At 63.8% G+C, this 17,781-nt stretch carries 16 protein-coding genes and 1 pseudogene; 9 read left to right on the top strand and 8 right to left on the bottom strand.

What is annotated here, in order from left to right; genetic code table 11:
- Positions 1–143: 143 nt before the first annotated feature.
- Positions 144–1,028 carry an AraC family transcriptional regulator gene (locus X726_RS143430; protein WP_023672497.1) on the bottom strand — a complete coding sequence of 295 codons (885 nt, stop codon included), beginning with the start codon at positions 1,026–1,028 and terminating at the stop codon, positions 144–146.
- A gap of 309 nt (positions 1,029–1,337) precedes the next feature.
- Between X726_RS143430 and X726_RS143435 the strand changes: the two genes are divergently transcribed.
- From X726_RS143435 to X726_RS01000000167465, 4 genes and pseudogenes are all read left to right on the top strand, one after another.
- Positions 1,338–2,399, top strand: coding sequence for a maleylacetate reductase (locus X726_RS143435; protein ID WP_031215388.1), 1,062 nt, complete (start codon positions 1,338–1,340; stop codon positions 2,397–2,399).
- Positions 2,400–2,631: 232 nt separating this feature from the next.
- On the top strand, positions 2,632–3,513 hold the full coding sequence (locus tag X726_RS143440) for a zinc ABC transporter substrate-binding protein (protein WP_023672495.1): 882 nt from the start codon (positions 2,632–2,634) through the stop codon (positions 3,511–3,513).
- Positions 3,514–3,539: 26 nt separating this feature from the next.
- A complete protein-coding gene (locus tag X726_RS143445; protein WP_023672494.1) occupies positions 3,540–4,334 on the top strand; it encodes an ABC transporter ATP-binding protein in 795 nt (264 codons plus the stop codon).
- Between the two features lie 170 nt (positions 4,335–4,504).
- A pseudogene (locus X726_RS01000000167465) lies at positions 4,505–5,209 on the top strand (metal ABC transporter permease); the annotation flags it as partial.
- Positions 5,210–5,902: 693 nt separating this feature from the next.
- Here X726_RS01000000167465 and X726_RS143450 read toward each other — a convergent pair.
- The gene (locus tag X726_RS143450) at positions 5,903–6,256 is read right to left on the bottom strand and encodes a cupin domain-containing protein (RefSeq protein WP_023672492.1); all 354 of its coding nucleotides are present in this window, start codon (positions 6,254–6,256) and stop codon (positions 5,903–5,905) included.
- A gap of 462 nt (positions 6,257–6,718) precedes the next feature.
- Here X726_RS143450 and X726_RS143455 point away from each other — a divergent pair, with 462 nt between their 5' ends.
- Positions 6,719–8,674, top strand: a complete 1,956-nt coding sequence (locus tag X726_RS143455) for an acyltransferase family protein (protein ID WP_023672491.1) — start codon at positions 6,719–6,721, stop codon at positions 8,672–8,674.
- Between the two features lie 50 nt (positions 8,675–8,724).
- Here the strand turns inward: X726_RS143455 and X726_RS143460 are convergent, their stop codons facing one another.
- Complete coding sequence (locus X726_RS143460; RefSeq protein WP_023672490.1) at positions 8,725–9,717, bottom strand: HNH endonuclease signature motif containing protein; 993 nt, start codon at positions 9,715–9,717, stop codon at positions 8,725–8,727.
- A gap of 243 nt (positions 9,718–9,960) precedes the next feature.
- Between X726_RS143460 and X726_RS143465 the strand changes: the two genes are divergently transcribed.
- Both X726_RS143465 and X726_RS1000000168250 read left to right on the top strand, forming a co-directional pair.
- Positions 9,961–11,235, top strand: a complete 1,275-nt coding sequence (locus tag X726_RS143465) for a DUF763 domain-containing protein (RefSeq protein WP_023689001.1) — start codon at positions 9,961–9,963, stop codon at positions 11,233–11,235.
- 147 nt (positions 11,236–11,382) lie between these two features.
- A complete protein-coding gene (locus X726_RS1000000168250) occupies positions 11,383–12,150 on the top strand; it encodes a hypothetical protein (protein ID WP_156940709.1) in 768 nt (255 codons plus the stop codon).
- A gap of 57 nt (positions 12,151–12,207) precedes the next feature.
- Here X726_RS1000000168250 and X726_RS143470 read toward each other — a convergent pair whose 3' ends face one another.
- Positions 12,208–13,092, bottom strand: coding sequence for an NmrA family NAD(P)-binding protein (locus tag X726_RS143470; RefSeq protein WP_023689003.1), 885 nt, complete (start codon positions 13,090–13,092; stop codon positions 12,208–12,210).
- Between the two features lie 202 nt (positions 13,093–13,294).
- Here X726_RS143470 and X726_RS143475 point away from each other — a divergent pair, with 202 nt between their 5' ends.
- Positions 13,295–13,603: a hypothetical protein gene (locus tag X726_RS143475; protein WP_023672486.1), complete on the top strand. Its 309-nt coding sequence runs from the start codon at positions 13,295–13,297 to the stop codon at positions 13,601–13,603.
- A gap of 67 nt (positions 13,604–13,670) precedes the next feature.
- Here X726_RS143475 and X726_RS143480 read toward each other — a convergent pair whose 3' ends face one another.
- The 3 genes from X726_RS143480 to X726_RS143490 all read right to left on the bottom strand — a co-directional run bounded on the left by X726_RS143480 (position 13,671) and on the right by X726_RS143490 (position 15,740).
- Complete coding sequence (locus X726_RS143480) at positions 13,671–14,258, bottom strand: hypothetical protein (protein ID WP_023672485.1); 588 nt, start codon at positions 14,256–14,258, stop codon at positions 13,671–13,673.
- Between the two features lie 328 nt (positions 14,259–14,586).
- Positions 14,587–15,279 (bottom strand): GcrA cell cycle regulator, encoded by a 693-nt coding sequence (locus tag X726_RS143485; RefSeq protein WP_023693856.1) that lies wholly within the window; start codon positions 15,277–15,279, stop codon positions 14,587–14,589.
- A gap of 86 nt (positions 15,280–15,365) precedes the next feature.
- Positions 15,366–15,740 (bottom strand): hypothetical protein, encoded by a 375-nt coding sequence (locus tag X726_RS143490; protein ID WP_023672483.1) that lies wholly within the window; start codon positions 15,738–15,740, stop codon positions 15,366–15,368.
- Positions 15,741–15,820: 80 nt separating this feature from the next.
- Between X726_RS143490 and X726_RS143495 the strand changes: the two genes are divergently transcribed.
- Complete coding sequence (locus tag X726_RS143495) at positions 15,821–16,483, top strand: S24 family peptidase (RefSeq protein WP_023672482.1); 663 nt, start codon at positions 15,821–15,823, stop codon at positions 16,481–16,483.
- A 168-nt stretch (positions 16,484–16,651) separates the two neighbouring features.
- Here the strand turns inward: X726_RS143495 and X726_RS143500 are convergent, their stop codons facing one another.
- The gene (locus X726_RS143500) at positions 16,652–17,659 is read right to left on the bottom strand and encodes an ABC transporter substrate-binding protein (protein WP_023672481.1); all 1,008 of its coding nucleotides are present in this window, start codon (positions 17,657–17,659) and stop codon (positions 16,652–16,654) included.
- Between the last annotated feature and the right edge of the window lie 122 nt (positions 17,660–17,781).

The raw sequence follows: 17,781 nt of genomic DNA, 5'->3' as shown, positions 1-17,781 counted from the left end.
GGAACAACGGAGCACTTGATCCGTGCTGCGCATCCCCTTGATATCCCTGGATTTCGGGACAAGCGATCTCCAGCACGGGGCGCCTCCAACGCACCCCGCGTTCTTACCTCAGTAAACGTCTAGGCTCCTCCCGGTCCTCCCTGTTAGGCGGCAATCTCCGCGCTGATGTTTTCCGCCAGCAGGGCCCTGAAGCGCGAAGGCGACATGCCTTTCTGGGTCAGGAACTGGCGGTTGAAATTCGAGATGTTGTTGTAGCCGGCGGCATAGCAGATCTCGGTGATCGGCATGTCGGCCTCGCTCATCAGCAGTTGGCAGGCGAGGTTGATGCGCAACCGGTTGACATACTGCACCAGCGCCATGCCGGTGTGACGGCGGAAGCTGCGCGAAAACGCGCTCGGGCTGCGCCCGGCGATCGCCGCCAGATCGCTTTCGCTGAACGGCTCGGTCAGGTTGGCGTTGATATAGGCAAGCGCCTTGTTGACGCCGGCCGACATGAAGCCTGAGGGATCTGGCAGATAGCTGGCGCTGGTCAGCGTCCGCACATCGGCGGCGCGGCTCAGAATATCGATCAGCTCCATGAACAAAGCGATGCGGCGAACGCCTTGCGCTTCGACCAGTTCGGCCAGCACAGGTGCGGCGAGCTTGGCGGTAGCGGTGGAGAACAGCGCGCCGCGGCGGCTGAGCTCGAGAATGTTTTCACAACCGGCAAGTTCCGGCAACGCGGCGGTGGCGTCGGCAATGAACTCTTGCGAGAACTGCACGACGCGGCCGCGCAGCGGCACGCTGGCGCCTGCCGGCACGTCGCTGACCCAGTTGTGCGGCAGGTTCGGGCCGGTGAGCACGAGATTGCCGGGCTCGAACTCGCCGATGAAGTCACCGACGAAATAATGGCCCGTGGTGGCGACGACGTGATGGATTTCGTATTCGGGGTGGAAGTGCCAGCGCACCGTGTGGAAGGGGTAGCCGTGGGCCCAGGCCTTGAACGACTCGCCGCGTCTGATCTGGACGACTTCCAAGTCCGGATTCATGTCAGTTCCTCCCGGCGCCGGTCCGGTCATGCGACCAGTTGCAGTGCCATCTCCCGCAGGCCGCGTTTGCCGCTCTCTGCAGTGATCGAAGCTTAGGCGGCAATTCATGCAGCCGCCACCACGGTGTGTCCACCTCACTGATACTTTTTTGACGTTTTTGTGGTCAAGGCGATACGTTTGCGAGTACGCGGGAGAGATCAGGCCCCGCTTGCGAGACGGTGACGACGCAAACGATGTCGCCGGCGGCGAGAGCTGGTCGCTCGATTTCGGCTCCGTCACAGTGATAATATGCAAAGGGAGCGGATCGGCATGACAAGGACGTTCACCTATTCCGGCAGCCCTGCGCATATTGTCTTCGGCAATGGCGCGTCGTCCGAGGTGGGCACCTGGATCGAAAAGCTTGGCTGCAAGCGCGCGCTGGTGCTGTCGACGCCGCATCGGGCTGCCGACGGCGAGGCGCTTGCCAAATCCCTCGGCGCGCTGGCGGCCGGCACCTTTTCGGGCGCCGCCATGCACACGCCGGTCGAGGTAACCCAAACGGCAATGGCCAAGGCGACCGAGGTCAACGCTGACTGCGTTGTCGCGCTTGGCGGCGGCTCGACCACCGGTCTCGGCAAGGCGATCGCCTGGCGCACCGACCTGCCGCAGATCGTCATCCCGACCACCTATGCCGGCTCGGAGGTGACGCCGATCCTCGGTCAGACCGAGAACGGCGAAAAAACCACAATGCGTGACGCAAGGATCCTGCCGGAAGTGGTGATCTACGATCCAGAGCTGACCGTCGGCCTGCCGATAGCGATGAGCGTCGCGTCAGGACTCAACGCCATGGCGCACGCGGCCGAAGCGCTTTACGCGCAGGATCGCAATCCGATTTCCACCCTGATGGCGAAAGAAGGATTGCGCGCCATGAAGACTGCGCTGCCGGTGTTGACCAAGGAGCCTGGAAACATCGATGCACGCGGCGATGCGCTTTACGGCGCCTGGCTGTGCGGTACGGTGCTCGGCGCCGTCGGCATGGCGCTGCATCACAAGATCTGTCACACGCTCGGCGGCTCTTTCGACATGCCGCATGCCGAGACGCATGCGGTGATGTTGCCGCACACGATCGGTTTCAACGCCGTCGCGGTGCCCGACTTGTTGAAGCCGGTCGCCGACTTGTTTGACGGCAGCGCCGGTAGCGGTCTCCAGGATTTCGCCAAGGCGGTCGGCGCGCCCCTTACATTGAAAGAACTCGGCCTCAAGCAGGCCGATCTCGACCGCGCCGCCGAGATTGCGACCAGGAAGCCATACTGGAATCCGCGGCCTTTCGACCGCGCCGCAATCCGCGCCCTGTTGCAGGACGCGTGGGAGGGAAGGCGTCCGCAAAACTGACGGCAACAAGCAAGGAACTTACCCGCCGCGAATTCATCAGGATACCGCCATGAGTGGCTCCGCCTGATCGGCGCAGGCCGCTCACGGTTTTGTGCGCGTGAAAAACTGCGCGGCTCGAAAAGCCCATTGACATCAGCCGTATTTTCGACGCAAACGTTATATTGTTACTGTTATACAGTTACACAGCCCGCCTCTCCGGCGACATACATTTCAGACTGCAAGGAGACCACGGATGCGTCGCATTCCCTTTCTCGCCGCGCTGCTCGTCGCGGTGCCGCTTTTGACCGGCACGGCTGCCCGCGCCGAAGACAAGCTGACCATCGTGGCGGCCGAGAATTTCTATGGCGACCTTGCCCGCCAGATCGGCGGCAGCAACGTCACCGTCACCAGCATCCTGGCCAATCCCGACGACGATCCGCATCTGTTCGAGACCAGCCCGTCGACGGCGCGCACCATCGCCGATGCCAAGATCGTCATCTATAACGGCGCCGATTACGATCCGTGGATGGACAAGCTGCTGTCGGCCTCGACAGCCAAGGATCGCACGACCATCGTCGCCGCCGACCTGATCGGCAAGAAGTCGGGCGACAATCCGCATCTGTGGTACGACCCGGCGACGCTGCCGGCCATCGCCAAGGCGCTGAGCGCCGATCTTGCCAAACGCGATCCGGCCAATGCGGTGCACTACGAGGCGAACCTGAAGGCATTCCAGACCTCGCTCGAGGCCATTGACAAGGAAATCGCCGACGTCAAGAAGACGTACGCTGGCACCGAGGTGACGGCTACCGAGCCGGTCTTCGGCTACATGGCGGAAGCGCTCGGTCTCAAGATGCTGAACTACGATTTCCAGGTGGCCTTGATGAACGATGCGGAGCCGAGCGCCACGCAGGTGGCGGCGTTCGAAAACAGCCTGAAGGACGGCTCGGCCAAGATCCTGTTCTACAATTCGCAGGTGACCGACGAGGCAACGACAAGGCTGCTCGACATCGCCAGGCAGAATAAGGTCACGGTCATCGGCGTCACCGAGACGGAACCGGCGGGCCAGACGATCCAGACCTGGTTCGGCGGCCAGATCGACGCGGTTCAGAAGGCGCTCGCCGCCCGCACACAATGAACGTGACTGCGAATGAATGTGACTAAATGAACGCAATCGAATTCGACAAAGTCACGCTGACCTATGGGGGACGCCGGGTTTTATCCGACGTCTCCTTTTCTCTACCGCAAGGCGCCTTTGTCGGCCTGCTCGGCGCCAATGGCGCCGGCAAGACGACGATGCTGCGCGCCATTCTCGGCCTGATCAAACCGGCCGGCGGCGCCATTTCGGTGCTTGGCAAATCGCCGACGCGCGGCAACGCCGACATCGGCTATATGCCGCAGGCGCGGCGCGCGCTTGGCGATGTCGGCGTCAGCGGCCTCGACTTCGTGCTGAGTGCCGCCGGCGGGCATCGCTGGGGCTGGCCCGTCGCATCGGCTGCCGAGAAGGAGGCGGCGTGGAAGGCTCTTGAAGAGGTGGGCGCCGGCGACCTTGCGCGGCGGCCGCTGGGCGAGCTTTCCGGTGGCGAGCGCCAGCGCATCCTGATCGCGCAATCCTTGATCGGCAATCCGCAACTGCTTTTGCTCGACGAGCCGCTGATCAGTCTTGATGCGGGCCATCAGCGCGCGATCATCGACCTGGTGCAACAGATCGGCGAACGGCTCGGCATTGCCGTGCTGTTCTGCTCGCACGAGATCAACCCGCTGCTGCGCGCCGTCGACCGCGTGCTCTATCTCGGCAACCGCAAGGCGGCGATCGGCTCCGTCGACGAGGTCATCAGCGGTCCGGTGCTGTCGAAACTCTACGGCACGCATATCAATGTGGTGCGGGTTGCCGGCCGCATCTTCGTCATGGCCGACGATGTCGAACTGGAGAGCGGGGCGCATGTCCACGATCTTTGACTATGAATTCATGCGCAACGCCTTCTATGCCTGCACCATCGTCGGCATCGTTTCGGGCGCGGTCGGCTATTTCCTCGTGCTCCGGGGCCAGACCTTCGCCGGCCATGCGCTCTCCCATGTCGGCTTTCCCGGCGCCACCGGCGCCGGCCTGATCGGGNTTCGCCGGCCATGCGCTCTCCCATGTCGGCTTTCCCGGCGCCACCGGCGCCGGCCTGATCGGGCTGTCGCCGTTTCTCGGCCTCACCGTGTTTACCGTCGTCGCCGGCATCGGCATCGGCCTGCTCGGCGAGCGCGCGCATCGCGACGTCGCCATCGGCATCGTTTTGACGCTGTCGCTCGGCCTGGGCTTGCTGTTTCTGCATTTCTACACCGCCTTCGCCTCGCAGGCGACCAACGTGCTGTTCGGCAATGTGCTGGGCATCAGCCTGCGCACCGTTATCGTGCTTGCGGTGCTGGCGGTGGCGATCCTTGCCGGGCTTTTGCTGATCGCGCGGCCGCTGCTGTTCGCCAGCCTGCAGCCGGAACTCGCCGAAGCGCGCGGCGTGCCGCTCACTCTTGTCTCGACCCTGTTCATGGTGCTGGTCGCCGTCGCCACGTCCGAGGCGGTGCAGATCGTCGGCGTGCTGCTCGTCTTCGCGCTGATGGTGGCGCCTGCAGCCACCGCGCTCAGGCTTACCAGCGGCGTCGGAGCCGGCGTGCTGACGTCCATCGCGCTTGCCGTGATCATCGCCTGGATCAGCCTGACGCTCGCCTTCCTGACCGACTGGCCGACGAGCTTCTGGATCACGGCGCTGGGCGCGGCGGCCTATGTCGTCAGCGGCATGGTCCGGCGCCCGTCGGTCCGAGAGACTCAGAGCGCCGACGCCGGCCCCTGAGGCTTGCCCTCCGGCGGGTCGATCGGGCCGGCTGGAGTGCAATACTGACGTGAGGGAAATACACCCAAAAAAAGTCAGGTCTACAAACCGGCTCCTGAAACGTTTCAGCCGCGAAAGACAAATTCATCCAATCGCCTAGATCGCGACCTCTGTCGCGCCAAAGGGCCGCTCCGGAGCGGCCGGAACACCCGGAAAACCGCCATTTCAAGCGCATTTTGCAGCGGCGAATGGCTTGCGCGAGGCCGGCTGGAAAGCTGGCCGGGAGGCGCAAAAGGGACCTCCCGCGGCCATTGCGGGCGGCGTTGACAGACCGCGGTGCTGCATGCGTATAGCAAGCCATGGGTCACGCCATGGCCGTGGCGGTTGAGACGGGGCTGGGGGGTTTCGTAACAACAGCATTGACGGCCCGGCGCCGGACGGGCGGCATGCACTCTCGAAGTGCGCCGCTCGCTCTTGGCTGACGCGCCGGCGACCCGGCAGCAGTCCTGGCCTGCGTTATCTCGACCAGGCTCCGCAGAACGCCATCGTCTCAGCTTTTCGATCCGCATCGGTTCGAAGCGAACGAGGTGATGCCCTCTTAACCGATATTCGCTTCGCTACGTCCCCCTCCCCCTGCTGGGCGAGGGGGACGCTGGCGATGAACCGCGCCGGCCGACGTGTATCGGCACCGATCAGGCACTCCTGACGACGCGATCAAGCAAGCTTGACGACGAAGTGCTTGGTTACCGGCTCGATGATCTGCCAGGTGCCCTTGAAATCGGCTTCGACCACGAACGCATCGCCCGGACCGACCTCGACCGGCGTGCCGCCATCGGGCGTGATGATGATGCGGCCGGCGATCATGTGCACGAACTCATAGTCGGTGTAGGTGGCGTGATAAGTGCCGGGCGAGGCCCGCCAGGTGCCCGACAGCACCTTGCCGTCGGCGGTGGTGTGCTGCACGGCGGTCTGCATGGTCGGCCGGCCCGCGACAACGATCCAGCCCGGCAAGTCGCCGCCCTCGGCATGCTCGACAGCGCCGAATTTGAAAATGGTGGTGTTGGTCATGGGAGGCTCCGTTTGAATTGCATGGCTGCCGGTTGGATAGCCGATGCGTGTGACGGGAGCAACGCAAGGGCCGACCCCGGATGTCGGAGATTTGGCGAAGGAGGCGGGGAGCTAATCTCCCCCATCGAGGGGGAGATGTCGCCGAAGGCGACAGAGGGGGTCGCCGCGCGTGGAGCGCCTGCCTTCACTTGCAGGATTGGGCCGAGTCCGGTCGAACCGACCCCCTCTGGCCTGCCGGCCATCTCCCCCTCAAGGGGGGAGATCAGCGGCGTCGCCTCCTCCAATGTTGCACTGCGTTAGATTTGTTGCATTGCGATATCGACCCATAGGGCGGAGTCTTGGGCCGACTGTCAACGGCTGCGCCGTGTCCCGTTGGGCGCGCACAGCTGCGGCACGTATGATCCCGGAGCGATCGTTGCTCGCTCCAAGGCGGGATCATGCACCAGCACGAGGTGGCAAATCGTGTCAGCATCGTTCCGGCCCGATATCGAAGGACTGCGCGCCTTGGCGGTGGCAGGCGTGATCGCCTTCCATTTCGGCTTCACCGGTCTGCCCGGCGGCTTCACCGGCGTCGACATCTTCTTCGTCATCTCGGGCTATCTGATCACAAAACACCTGCTTGCCGAAATCACCGAGACCGGGCGGCTGAACCTGTGGCGCTTCTACGCCAGGCGCGCCCGGCGGCTGTTGCCGGCGTCGCTGTTCGTCATCCTCGCCACGCTGGTGGCCGGCGCCTTCATCCTGTCGCCGGAGGAACAATCGCTCTATTCGAGGGGCGCCATGTTCGCCTCGGCCTACATGATCAATCTGTGGCTGATCCGCTGGTCGTTCGATTATTTCGCCGCCGATGCGGCCAGCAACCCGTTTGTCCATTTCTGGTCGCTGTCGGTGGAGGAGCAGTTCTATGTCGCCTGGCCGGCGCTGCTTGTGCTGGCGGCATGGCTGCGCCCCGGCAAGCGCGGCGCGATCCTGGTGATCGGCATTGCCGGCCTCGTCTCATTCGCCGTCTGCGCGTGGCTCACCACGGTCTCGCAGCCCTGGGCCTTCTATTTCTCGCCGCTACGCGCCTGGGAGTTCGCCGCCGGCGGGCTGGCCAGCATGGTGCCGCAGCAAGTCTGGCAAAACCGCCCGCGGCTCGCCACGCCGCTGGCGTGGCTCGGCCTGGCGCTGATTGCCAGCGCCTATCTTTCCTTCAGCGACGAAACGCCCTTCCCGGGTTTCCTCGCCCTAGTGCCGGTGGCCGGCACCGTGCTGTTGCTGCTGGCAGGAGCGGCGCACGCGCAGCAGGAGAGCGCTAAGAAAAGCCCGATCGAGGCACTGGCGCTGGCGCCGCTGCAATGGGTCGGCAAACTCTCCTACTCGCTCTATCTCTGGCACTGGCCGGTGATCGTGTATGCCACGATGCTGACGCCGGAACTTTCGCCGCTGCAGCGGCTCGGCTGCTTGGCGCTGACGCTGGCGCTGTCGGGGTTCACCTATCATGTCATCGAAAACCCGATCCGCCGCAATGGCTGGCTGATGGCCAGTGCGGCGCGGGCGCTGGTGCCGGCCGTCCTCCTGACCGGCACCGGCGTCGCAGCCGCCTACGCCAATGCCAGGCTTGCCGTCCACGATCTGGACCCTGAGCAGCGCAGCATTGCCGCCAGCGCCGCGCAGCCGTCCACGGCGCGCGCGGCCGGCTGTATTCTCTCCTTTGAGACGGTGACGCCGAAGGCCTGCGTGTTCGGCAACAAGGACGCCGGGCGCTCGATTGCGCTGTTCGGCGATTCGCATGCCGACCACTGGTCGACGCCGCTGATCGAGGCGGCGGCCAAGAACAATTATCGCCTCGTCACCTATCTCAAATCGTCCTGCCGTGCCTCGCGGGTGACGACCTGGAACTGGCGGCTGAAGCGCGACTACACCGAATGCGACCAGTGGCGGGAGCAATCGGTCAAGGACATTATCGCGTTGCACCCGCACATGGTGGTGATCTCGGAATTCTCGATCGGCAATGTGATGAAGGAATCGCCCGAGGAACTGAAGCACGCCGATTGGAACGAGGAGTGGAAGGCCGGCCTGCGCTGGACGCTGGCGGCATTCAGCCGGGCCGGGATCAAGGTCGCGGTAATCCGGGACGTTCCCTACAATGGAAGCTATGCCGACAAATGCGTGGCGCGGGCGCTGTGGCGCGGGCAGGTGCCTGAAGTCTGCGACACGCCGAGGGACGCGGCGGCGAACGACGACATCGCCGCGGCCGAGCGCGACGTCGTGCGCAGCGTGCCCGGCGCCACCTATGTCGACCTGACCAGCCAGTTCTGCGACGCCCAAACCTGCCACGTGTTCATCAACGGCCAACTCGCCTTCCGCGACCGGCACCACCTGGCGACGCCATTTGCTGAATCACTGGAGCCGGTCTTGGAGAAGGCGGTGTTTTAGGGGGCGGCGAGGTAGGGGGACCTGACGGCTGACCGCTCAGTTGATGCGAGCTATGCCACAAACACATCCTCTCGATGGTGAGCGAGGTAAGCCTGCTGCGGCGGGGTGAAGGTGCTAGTGCGCCAGACGGCGGGGGCTTCGGCAAAGCCGAAACTCTGCATCACCAATTGCTCGAAACCGAGCCGCCGCAAATCAGTCTTGTCGACGCGCTGGGATATGAGGACCTGCCCGCTATCTTCAAAACTGATGAAGCCACGGTCAAAGAGGTGGTCGGCATCAGGCGTGAGGAGCAGCCCGTTCATGCCGTCCAAGCGCTCCTGCGCAGAAGCGCATAGGCGCCAAGGCTTGATGTGGCTTGCAATCAGCAACGAGGGATTGGTGACCCCTGTGAGTCGGCACGAGCGCTCCATGGCTTCGACATTGGAACGAAATTCACCTTGGCCGCGACGAGCTTGAATGACGCTCGTCTTTACAGTGCCCTCGAGTTGGAGGTCGTCTCGGATACGGCGCTCAACGACGTCCTCTAAAATTTCATTGACGACTTCGAAAGTGAGACTGTTTGCGCCACCACGCCTCAGAGCTTCGCGGTCGAAAGCTGTACCCGCGACAATGGTGTGAAACACCTCTTGCGATACGCTCGCGAGATAGGCGTTTTGACGGCCTGATCCGGAGTTTGGGTCGATGGGCGAGTATCGGGGAGGCAGAAGCGGACCCAATTCGCCAATTATGTCCGACGGGCGCACCGTCGGCAGGAGCGGCGCCCAATACACCGGGAGAAGCCAACCTTCCTCGTTCCAATTGGCTCCAGTGTTCTTGAACTCCGGTGGTTTCGGTGCTGTGAATGCAAACTCCGCTACCCGACCAATATAGCGCACGGCTTGACCGAAAAAAGACAACACGAGGTCACCAGGTGTCGCCCGACGCATATTTTTGTAGAACTCGCTGCGTGCCCCATTCTTCTGAGTTTTGGGCGACCAGAGATATTGCCCGTCGATCTCTTGGCGGGCGGTCTGACTGTGATTTACCCACCAGAATTGCGACATCGTTTTGGTTTTAATAGTTGCCGTCGGTTGGATAAGCTCTATTCGAGACCTGTCTCGCCTTCAAGCAGGGAGCCGACCTTATTGCCAGGTGCGACAGGCGGCGTAACTGCATCTTTCGGCGAGACACCAAGAAGAGCGTAGGGCGACGATAGTCGCCGCCCCCACCCCGCTTGCAAATCGCCCCCCAAATGCCATCTACATCACAGGCGCACCGCCGGTGCGCGGAATCCACGGAGCATTCACTTGACGCAGCGAAGCGGCAGTGCGGACTTGCCGCTGCATGGCGGGCGAGTTCCGAAATGGCTGGGCGATCGTATGACGCGGCTGGGTGCGGTGTTGTGCGAGGCGATCATCCATCACTATGGCCGCGACGAGCTGTTGCGGCGGCTGGCGCATCCGTTCTGGTTCCAGTCCTTCGGCGCCGTCATGGGCATGGACTGGCACTCCTCGGGCATCACCACTTCGGTCGTCGGCGCGCTGAAGCGCGGGCTGAACCCGATGTCGCGCGAGCTCGGCATTCATGTCTGCGGCGGGCGCGGCGCGCATTCGCGCAAGACGCCGCAGGAGCTGACCGCGATCGGCGAACGCGTCGGCATCGATGGCGCGGCCCTTGCCACCGCCAGCCGCCTGGTCGCCAAGGTGGACAGCGCGGCCGTGCAGGACGGCTTCGACCTCTATCTGCATGGCTTCATCGTCACCGACGACAGCCGCTGGGTGGTGGTGCAGCAAGGCATGAACGGCGACAGCCGCCAGGCGCGGCGCTATCACTGGCTGTCGGAAGGGCTGACAAGCTTCGTCGACCAGCCGCATGCGGCGATCGAGGGCGAGCGGCAGGGCGAGATCGTCAACCTGACCGACCATCGCGCCGCGCCGTCACGTAGCGGCCAGATCGACCTGTTGAAGACCATGAGCCCGGAACGGATCCTCGACGAGCTTGCCGTGCTGGAGCCGCCGCCGAAAGCAGCGCCTGCGAAACCGGCGGCGCAGCCGATGCTGCCCAATCTGGTGATGCCGGCGCATCACGACGTGCGCGAGAGCGACATCGTCATGCACCGGCTGCATGGCAACATTTCCGCGGCAATAGAAAGCGGGCCGGCCGATTTTCCCGAGCTGCTGCTGGTGCCCGGCGTCGGCGCGCGCACGGTGCGGGCGCTGGCCATGGTGGCGGAAGTGGTGCATGGCGCGCCCTGCCGCTTCTCCGATCCGGCGCGCTTTTCGCTTGCCCATGGCGGCAAGGACCGCCACCCCTTCCCGGTGCCGCTGAAAGTCTATGACGAGACGATTGCGGTGCTGAAATCGGCCGTCGGCAAGGCCAAGCTCGGCCGCGAGGAAGAGCTCGGCGCGCTGCAGCGGCTGGATGGCGAAGCGCGGCGGCTGGAGCGCTACGTCACCGGGCCAAGCCTTAAGGAGATCGTCGCCGGCGAGTTCGATCAGTCGCATCTGCTGGGAGGGCGCAGTGTGTTCGGGTGGGAGGGGGCGGCGGAAAGCGACGACGGTTCAGACAGGGGCCGCCAGTAGCGGCCTGTCCATCATGCAGAGATAGTGCGCGGCCCATAGAAACACGTGCTCGGCTTGTTTTGATAATGCTTGCAAAGACCCATTTCTCAAGTGATGCTCTGCCAGGCGAGGCTCGGCATGAAGACATTCGCATGGACGTTGGTTTTCGTGCTGCTGGCGATTGGCGGCGCGATCGCCCAAACGACGCCTGAGCCTGCCATACTGGCATATACACCGCCGATGCACTTCGTCGTTGTACGCAACAGCACGCCAGGATGCGAGCCGACATGCCCGGAATGGATTTCGGCGGAAGGTCACATCGTGGCCGGCACGCCAGCTTTGCTGAAGGCTTTGCTGAAAAAACTCGGCCCCCGCAAATTGCCTTTGGCGTTGAATTCCCCGGGCGGCGAGACCGATGCGGCGATGGCGCTTGGCCATATGATCCGCGCCAGCGGGCTCGACACGATGGTTGGCAAGACGGAGTTCTCCGAATGCGCGCCAGACACAAAAGCCTGCGGGCCGGGCGACCTCCGCTTCGGCGTCGCCAACCCCGTCGGCGCAGTCTGTTCGTCAGCTTGTACGATGGTTCTTGCGGGCGGCGTACGGCGCCTGGCAGACAGCCGCGCCTTTGTCGGCATTCACCGGATTATGCTGCCGGCCGCCAAGAAAATCCACGGCAAGAAGACCATCGTCCTCGTTCCGATACCCAAATGGTATGAACGCAAGGTCGACAGCTATTTCACCGAGATGGAAGCAGGTTCGTGGATCGTATCGGCCATGCAAAAAATACCCGACGACAGCATACGATACCTCGTGACATACGAACTTTTGGACCTGAATCTGATAACCGAAACCGGTCACGGCGACACGCGCACCTCCATCGATATCTGCAAGACCACGCCGCCGGCGGGCAACTGCCGAACGGTCAGGCAATAGGAATAGCGGGCCACGTAGGTCGTCGAAGCGCCTGTTTCTCAACAGCAACCCTTCACTTTACGCTGCGCCCTTCAACAGGTCTTCCGGCCGGCCCTCGACGAGCGCAGCAATATAGCTTTCCAGGCTGGTCGTGCCGCGCTCCGGGTTTTCCGGCTGCATCGGCTTGTCCAGCGTGGCCCCGGTCATGCGGGCATAGGACTCGGCCGCCGCTTTGGAGAAGCCTAGTTTTTCGTAGGTTTCTGTCCAGCGCTCCCGCGGCACCGTGACCACGCGCACGTTTTTGCGCAACGCCGCACTGAAGGCTGCGGCGACATCGGCGGCGGAGTAGCGCCGAGGACCCTCGATATAGTGCGTGCCGGTCTTGTCCGCCGGCTCCAGCAGACGTCTCGCCGCAGCCTCGCCGAGATCCTGCGGCGCCACCATCGGCAGCTCGAAATCCGCCGGGAAGAAGGAGGTGATGACGCCGTCGCGCCGCGCCGTCTCCAGGGCCTGATCCCAGTTGCTCATGTAATAGGCGGCGCGGTTGATGCTTGCCGGAATGGCCTGGGCCTTCAGCTTCTGCTCGAGGCCGTAAAGGACGGTGAGATCGCCGACACCCTCGCCGGCCTGCGCGCCATAGGTCGATTCCGCTACCACTTTTTCGAGGCCGGACCCCTCCAGTGCCGTCGCAATGGCGCCAACCGTCTTGCGCTCCTCGGCGTCGGTGTCGGTCGATGGATCGGCCGGCGGGTTGAGCAGAAACGCCCGCTTGCCGCGCCGCAAGACTTCACGCAGCGCCTCGACATCGAGCACATCGGCAACCGCGGCCTCCGCGCCCTGTTCAACCAACCATGCGGCCTTCGACTCGTCGCGCGTCACCACCGTGACATCCTCGCCCTGCCGCAACAGCGCCATTGCCGCCGCCGAGCCGACATGGCCGGTACCTCCAAGAATGACATGCATGGTCTCGTCCTTCCCTTGCTGATTCATGCCGGATTAATGGCTGGGGCGGCGAAGTGTTCAAAAATCGGGGGACGATGCTGACAGGAGGTGACGCTGACTTTCCTCGCAAGCACGGCGCAGGGGTCGTTCGCATCTTGCAAAATTATGGAACGAGGTCGTGTCCAGCGAGTTATATTAGCGCAACCTTGAATAGGAGGCAGCTATGAGAAAGCTCCTGCTTGCTTCGGCTATCGCTATCACTGCGGCGGCGGCGATGATCGCTCCGGCGAATGCCGGCGGGCGCGTCGTGATCGGCATCGGCAACGGCTACTATGACGATGACTACAATGACAGCTATGGCGACTATTACGATCGCTACGCTCCTCGCCCCTACTACCAGTATAATGCCTACGATAACGGCTTCAGGTACCACAGGTATCACAGGCACCATCGCCATTGCCGCATAGAGTTGGTCAAGCATTGGCGCCATCATCACAGGATCGTCGAGGAAATTCGCGTTTGCGAACGGTGATCCGATAGGGTGAAACCGGTTCGGCCGGCATCTGCCGGCCGGCCGCTTCACTACGCGGCTGCCGGCCTTATCGCGGCTTCCGCATCATCATCCCGTAATCAACGGCCAAAAGGTCGAGCCCGACCTTCAACAGCTTCACCACCACATCTCGTCCCTCGCCGGTGCGTTCGGCGAGCGCCTTCACCGACTGGCCTTCGAGGCAGATTTTGCGAACCACCTCCGCCACTTCCCAGTGGGCCATGGCGGCGATGGCATGGGTGTGGGCGCGGCCCACGCGGTCGGGGATGCCGCCATTGATGCGGCCGCCGTCAATGCGCTCTTCCCACGGCATCGGCCGCAGCCCGTCACGCGAGGCGCGCTCGAAATCGTCGCGAAACCGCTGGCCGGCCTCACGCTGCTGGCGGGTCAGTGAGGTGATGCCGACCAGCGGATCGACATTGCGCACCCGCACGATGCCGCCGGTCGCGGTGTAGCCGTCATTGGAGACCTCGTAGACGCGCCGCGCCTCTTCGGTGCCGACGCTCAACCGCTTGCGGCCGAAGCGATCGTCCTTCAGCGCGAAATCATGGCCGATCTCGCGGCGGATGCGCACCTGCTCGGCTTCGCCTGTGGGGAGTTTTGGTGGCTGCCGTTTCTGCGCGGTTTTTTTGCTCATCGGAGGATCCTTGTGGGATTGGGTTGTTGAGCCGGAAGGTTGGCGTTCCTTCGCGCCCCCCTCTGCCCTGCCGGGCATCTCCCCCACGAGGGGGAGATTGGCAGTTTCGGCGGCTGCGCCTCTGCAACGTTGGCAATTGGCGAAATCGGCGGCGATATCCGATCGCCGCCCTCGTGGGGGTTGAGGAGTGGTCCGCGAAGCGGACGGAAAGCCAATTGCTTGGCTTTCCGAGCGACGAACGTCCGGCAGGACAGAGGGGGGCGCTGTCCCGCCGACCTTTCGATCATTGGTGATGTCGTTCCCGAGGCGAGGAACGGAGCCCAGCCGCTCACACCACCTCCGCCACAGGTCGGTGGAAACGCGTCTGATGATATTCGCAGTAGCTTTTCAGCGCCCTTGTGCGCAGGCCGCAGCACAGCATCTCGAGCCCCGGCCGACTGCCGGGAGCATCGTTGTCGGGGTCTTCCTCCAGCGTCAGGTCGAGCGGCGCGCGGCAGCGGTCGAACAGGCAGTCGATGAAGCGCATGGCGGCGACATGCGGCTGACGCCCGAGCGAGGCAGGGCGCGGCGCCGGCACATTGAAGCGGTAGATTTCGCCGTCCACCACCAGCCGTCCTTCGCCCGGGATCGAGGGCGCCGGACGGGCTGGCAACAGAGGCCTGGCCGATGGCTGACGGCTCGGTTTGGCGGCCGGTTTGACCGGCGCGGCCTGCTTCGAAACTCCTACTTCCCTTACGAGCTTGCTTGGCTGCGCCGGCGGATTCCTCTTGGCGGTATTCTCGTTTGCCGCAGTCTTCCCCGTCGCATTCTTCCTCGGTCGGCCGCCGGACCTGCCGCCTCTGGGGTTGGCGAAGCCGATGGTCTTTAACGCGCTGTTGCGGTGGACGATGCCGATGATGGCATTGCGCGAGACCGGACTGCCGCGCAGCGCCGTGAAGCGGACGGCGATCCCTGTGGCCGACAGGCCATCCCTCAGCCAGACGGCGATCTCCTGCAATTCGGTGTCGGTATAGGCAGTCATGTCGGTATCCATTGATTGCGCGCGCAAAGGCCGAGCGCCGGCCCCGAGGGCCCACGGGAAAAAATCAGAGCGGATGGTCGGTGCGGTCAGCCGATACTGGCGGCCGGCAGCGAGCCGGCGAGATGTCGCAAGGCGGCTTCGGCGGCCGCTTTGGTGAGGGCGGAAACCGCCCTGCCCGTCAGCCGGTCGAACAGGATGACGGTGCCATCTTCCGTGCGGATGCAGGAAAGGCCCTGCCCGCCGGAAACAGCCCTTGGCGCACCGGCGGCGCCATGGGCCGAAGAGGTGGCCGGAGCCGGGAGAGGAGCGGCTCCGGCCGTTCCGGTCGATCGGGGGAACGACGGTTCGACCGGATCCGGGGCAAGAGCCCCGGTTTGCGTCCGGACCGGGGAGGAGGACAGCCCGGACGATGGGAGAAAGCTGAGGATGCCTGCGGAAACGCTTGCGGTTTGTTCGATCATGCGCTAAGCGTACGATATGTACGAAACGTACGCAAGCGAAATCGTACGTATTGGACGATAAATTTCAGGCAATTTGTACGATGCAGGAACCGAGGCACAGATTGCAGCAGGCACGGGCGGAGGCGGGTTATGCCTCGCCGAGCGACGCCGCGCGGGCATTGCGCGACATCAACAAGAACACGCTGATCAGTCACGAGAACGGCAACCGGCCGCTGTCGCGCAAGGCGGCGGAGAAATACGGCCGCCTGTTCGGCGTCGATCCCGGCTGGCTCTTGTTCAACGGTGACGGCGGCAGCCTTGCGGGGGGCCATTTCGGCTTTGACGAGTCGGGCCGGCAGATCCCGATGCCGTCGCTGGCCACCGTCGATGTGCCCATCGTCTCATGGATCAGCGCCGGCGAACTCGGCAGCCAGGACATGGTGGTCAATCTGAGCGACTATCCGACCATCCCCACCACCGATCTGGAGCAGGGCCAATGGATTGCTCTGCGCGTCGACGGCCCGTCGATGAACAAGATCTCGCCACCGGATTCGATCATCTTCGTCAACCTCAGGGACAAGCGGCTGGTGACCAATGGCTGCTACGTCATTTCGGACGAATCCGGCCAGGCCACCTACAAGCGCTACCGCCCCAACGAGAACCCGCCCTTCCAGCCGGCCTCCTACATGGACATCCCGCCGCCGGCGCTCGAAGGCGCCATCACCATCATCGGCCGGGTGAAGCGCTCGATGATCGATATGTGAGGGAGAAGGCGGTGAGGCGCAATCTCCCCCCTCGAGGGGGAGATGGCCGGCAGGCCAGAGGGGGTCGCCGCGCGTAAGGCGCTGACGTCCTCTGTCCGCGATAGGAAGTCGCGTCAGGACGTACCGACCCCCTCTGTCGCCTTCGGCGACATCTCCCGAGGGGGGAGATTACGCGCCCAAAAACTCGTTCGTAAAATACCCCCCGAAATCCGGCTTCTCCTTCAGAACCTTGCCATCGCCATCGAGCAATATGCCGGCGTTGAAGAGATAGGTTCCCATCGCCTCGATCTTGGCCTTGTCGATGGTGCCGATGACGCCGGCCTGGCTTCTGAGGAAGTGCCCGTCGACGAGCATCTTCAGCGAAGCGTGGATCAGCGCCGGGTCGGTCAGCGCATCCTTGTTGGAAGCGATCAGCAGATCGCCGGCTTCCTGCGGGTGATCGCAGGCAAATTGGTAGCCGCGCCGCGTCGCCTCGACAAAGGATGACGCCGCCTTTGGATTTGCCTGGAGATAGGCATCACTGGAGGCGATCAAGGTGGTGTGCTCGTCGGGCACGCCGTAGTCGGCGTAGCGGAAGCCGCGCTGCCTGACGCCTTTCAACTCGGCAGCGACGCCTTCCCAGGTCGAGACCTCCAGCGTGAAGTCGACCGAGCCGTTGGCCAGCGCCTCATAGGCCGAGGTGCCTAATGTCACCGTCTCGAAAACGCCCTTGCCGCCATCGTGGCGGATGATGGTCGAGATCAGCGTGTTTTCCCAGGCGCTGCCGAAGCCGCCATAGGTCAGACCGTCGAGATTCCTGGGACTCTTGATCTCGCCGCGATCCGCGTTGAAGACCAACCGGCCGGTCTCCTGCTGGACCACGGCGTAGACCGCCTTGAGATCGGCGCCGGCAGCCCGCTGGGTAAACAGGCCAACGCCGGCAATGCCGAAATCGGCGATGCGGTTGGCGACCAGCGTGCCGGCGCCAGTATCGCCATAGGGCAGGATCTCAACATCGAGCCCGGCCTCGTTGTAGAATCCTTTGTCGCGGGCAACGAACAGGCCGACATGGTTGGTGTTGACCGTCCAGTCGAGCGCAACGGTGATTTTTTGCGCAGCCGCATGAGCGCGCGAGGCCAGCGGCAGTCCGGCAGCCAGCGTCAGCAGCAAAGCCTGCCGGCGTGTGAATTCGGTCATGAAAAACTCCTTTGAGCGGTCTGCGGAAACAAGCCCCGGTCAGTCCCGGGATTGAGCAGCGTGTCGAGGATGTCGGCTTCGAGCGCGGCGGCCTGGCGCGCGGCATCGCTGCCGGTGGTGCG

The sequence above is a fragment of the Mesorhizobium sp. LSJC285A00 genome, assembly GCF_000503155.1.
Taxonomy (GTDB): domain Bacteria; phylum Pseudomonadota; class Alphaproteobacteria; order Rhizobiales; family Rhizobiaceae; genus Mesorhizobium.
Note: the sequence above shows the minus strand (reverse complement) of the source record. Positions and strands in the feature narration are given on the sequence as shown.

What these genes read in the sequence shown, in the direction of transcription:
- X726_RS143430 (WP_023672497.1), bottom strand. Translation starts at nt 1,028, where the DNA reads ATGAATCCGGACTTGGAAGTCGTCCAGATCAGACGCGGCGAGTCGTTC.
- X726_RS143435 (WP_031215388.1), top strand. Translation starts at nt 1,338, where the DNA reads ATGACAAGGACGTTCACCTATTCCGGCAGCCCTGCGCATATTGTCTTC.
- X726_RS143440 (WP_023672495.1), top strand. Translation starts at nt 2,632, where the DNA reads ATGCGTCGCATTCCCTTTCTCGCCGCGCTGCTCGTCGCGGTGCCGCTT.
- X726_RS143445 (WP_023672494.1), top strand. Translation starts at nt 3,540, where the DNA reads ATGAACGCAATCGAATTCGACAAAGTCACGCTGACCTATGGGGGACGC.
- X726_RS143450 (WP_023672492.1), bottom strand. Translation starts at nt 6,256, where the DNA reads ATGACCAACACCACCATTTTCAAATTCGGCGCTGTCGAGCATGCCGAG.
- X726_RS143460 (WP_023672490.1), bottom strand. Translation starts at nt 9,717, where the DNA reads ATGTCGCAATTCTGGTGGGTAAATCACAGTCAGACCGCCCGCCAAGAG.
- X726_RS143470 (WP_023689003.1), bottom strand. Translation starts at nt 13,092, where the DNA reads ATGCATGTCATTCTTGGAGGTACCGGCCATGTCGGCTCGGCGGCGGCA.
- X726_RS143475 (WP_023672486.1), top strand. Translation starts at nt 13,295, where the DNA reads ATGAGAAAGCTCCTGCTTGCTTCGGCTATCGCTATCACTGCGGCGGCG.
- X726_RS143480 (WP_023672485.1), bottom strand. Translation starts at nt 14,258, where the DNA reads ATGAGCAAAAAAACCGCGCAGAAACGGCAGCCACCAAAACTCCCCACA.
- X726_RS143485 (WP_023693856.1), bottom strand. Translation starts at nt 15,279, where the DNA reads ATGACTGCCTATACCGACACCGAATTGCAGGAGATCGCCGTCTGGCTG.
- X726_RS143490 (WP_023672483.1), bottom strand. Translation starts at nt 15,740, where the DNA reads ATGATCGAACAAACCGCAAGCGTTTCCGCAGGCATCCTCAGCTTTCTC.
- X726_RS143495 (WP_023672482.1), top strand. Translation starts at nt 15,821, where the DNA reads ATGCAGGAACCGAGGCACAGATTGCAGCAGGCACGGGCGGAGGCGGGT.
- X726_RS143500 (WP_023672481.1), bottom strand. Translation starts at nt 17,659, where the DNA reads ATGACCGAATTCACACGCCGGCAGGCTTTGCTGCTGACGCTGGCTGCC.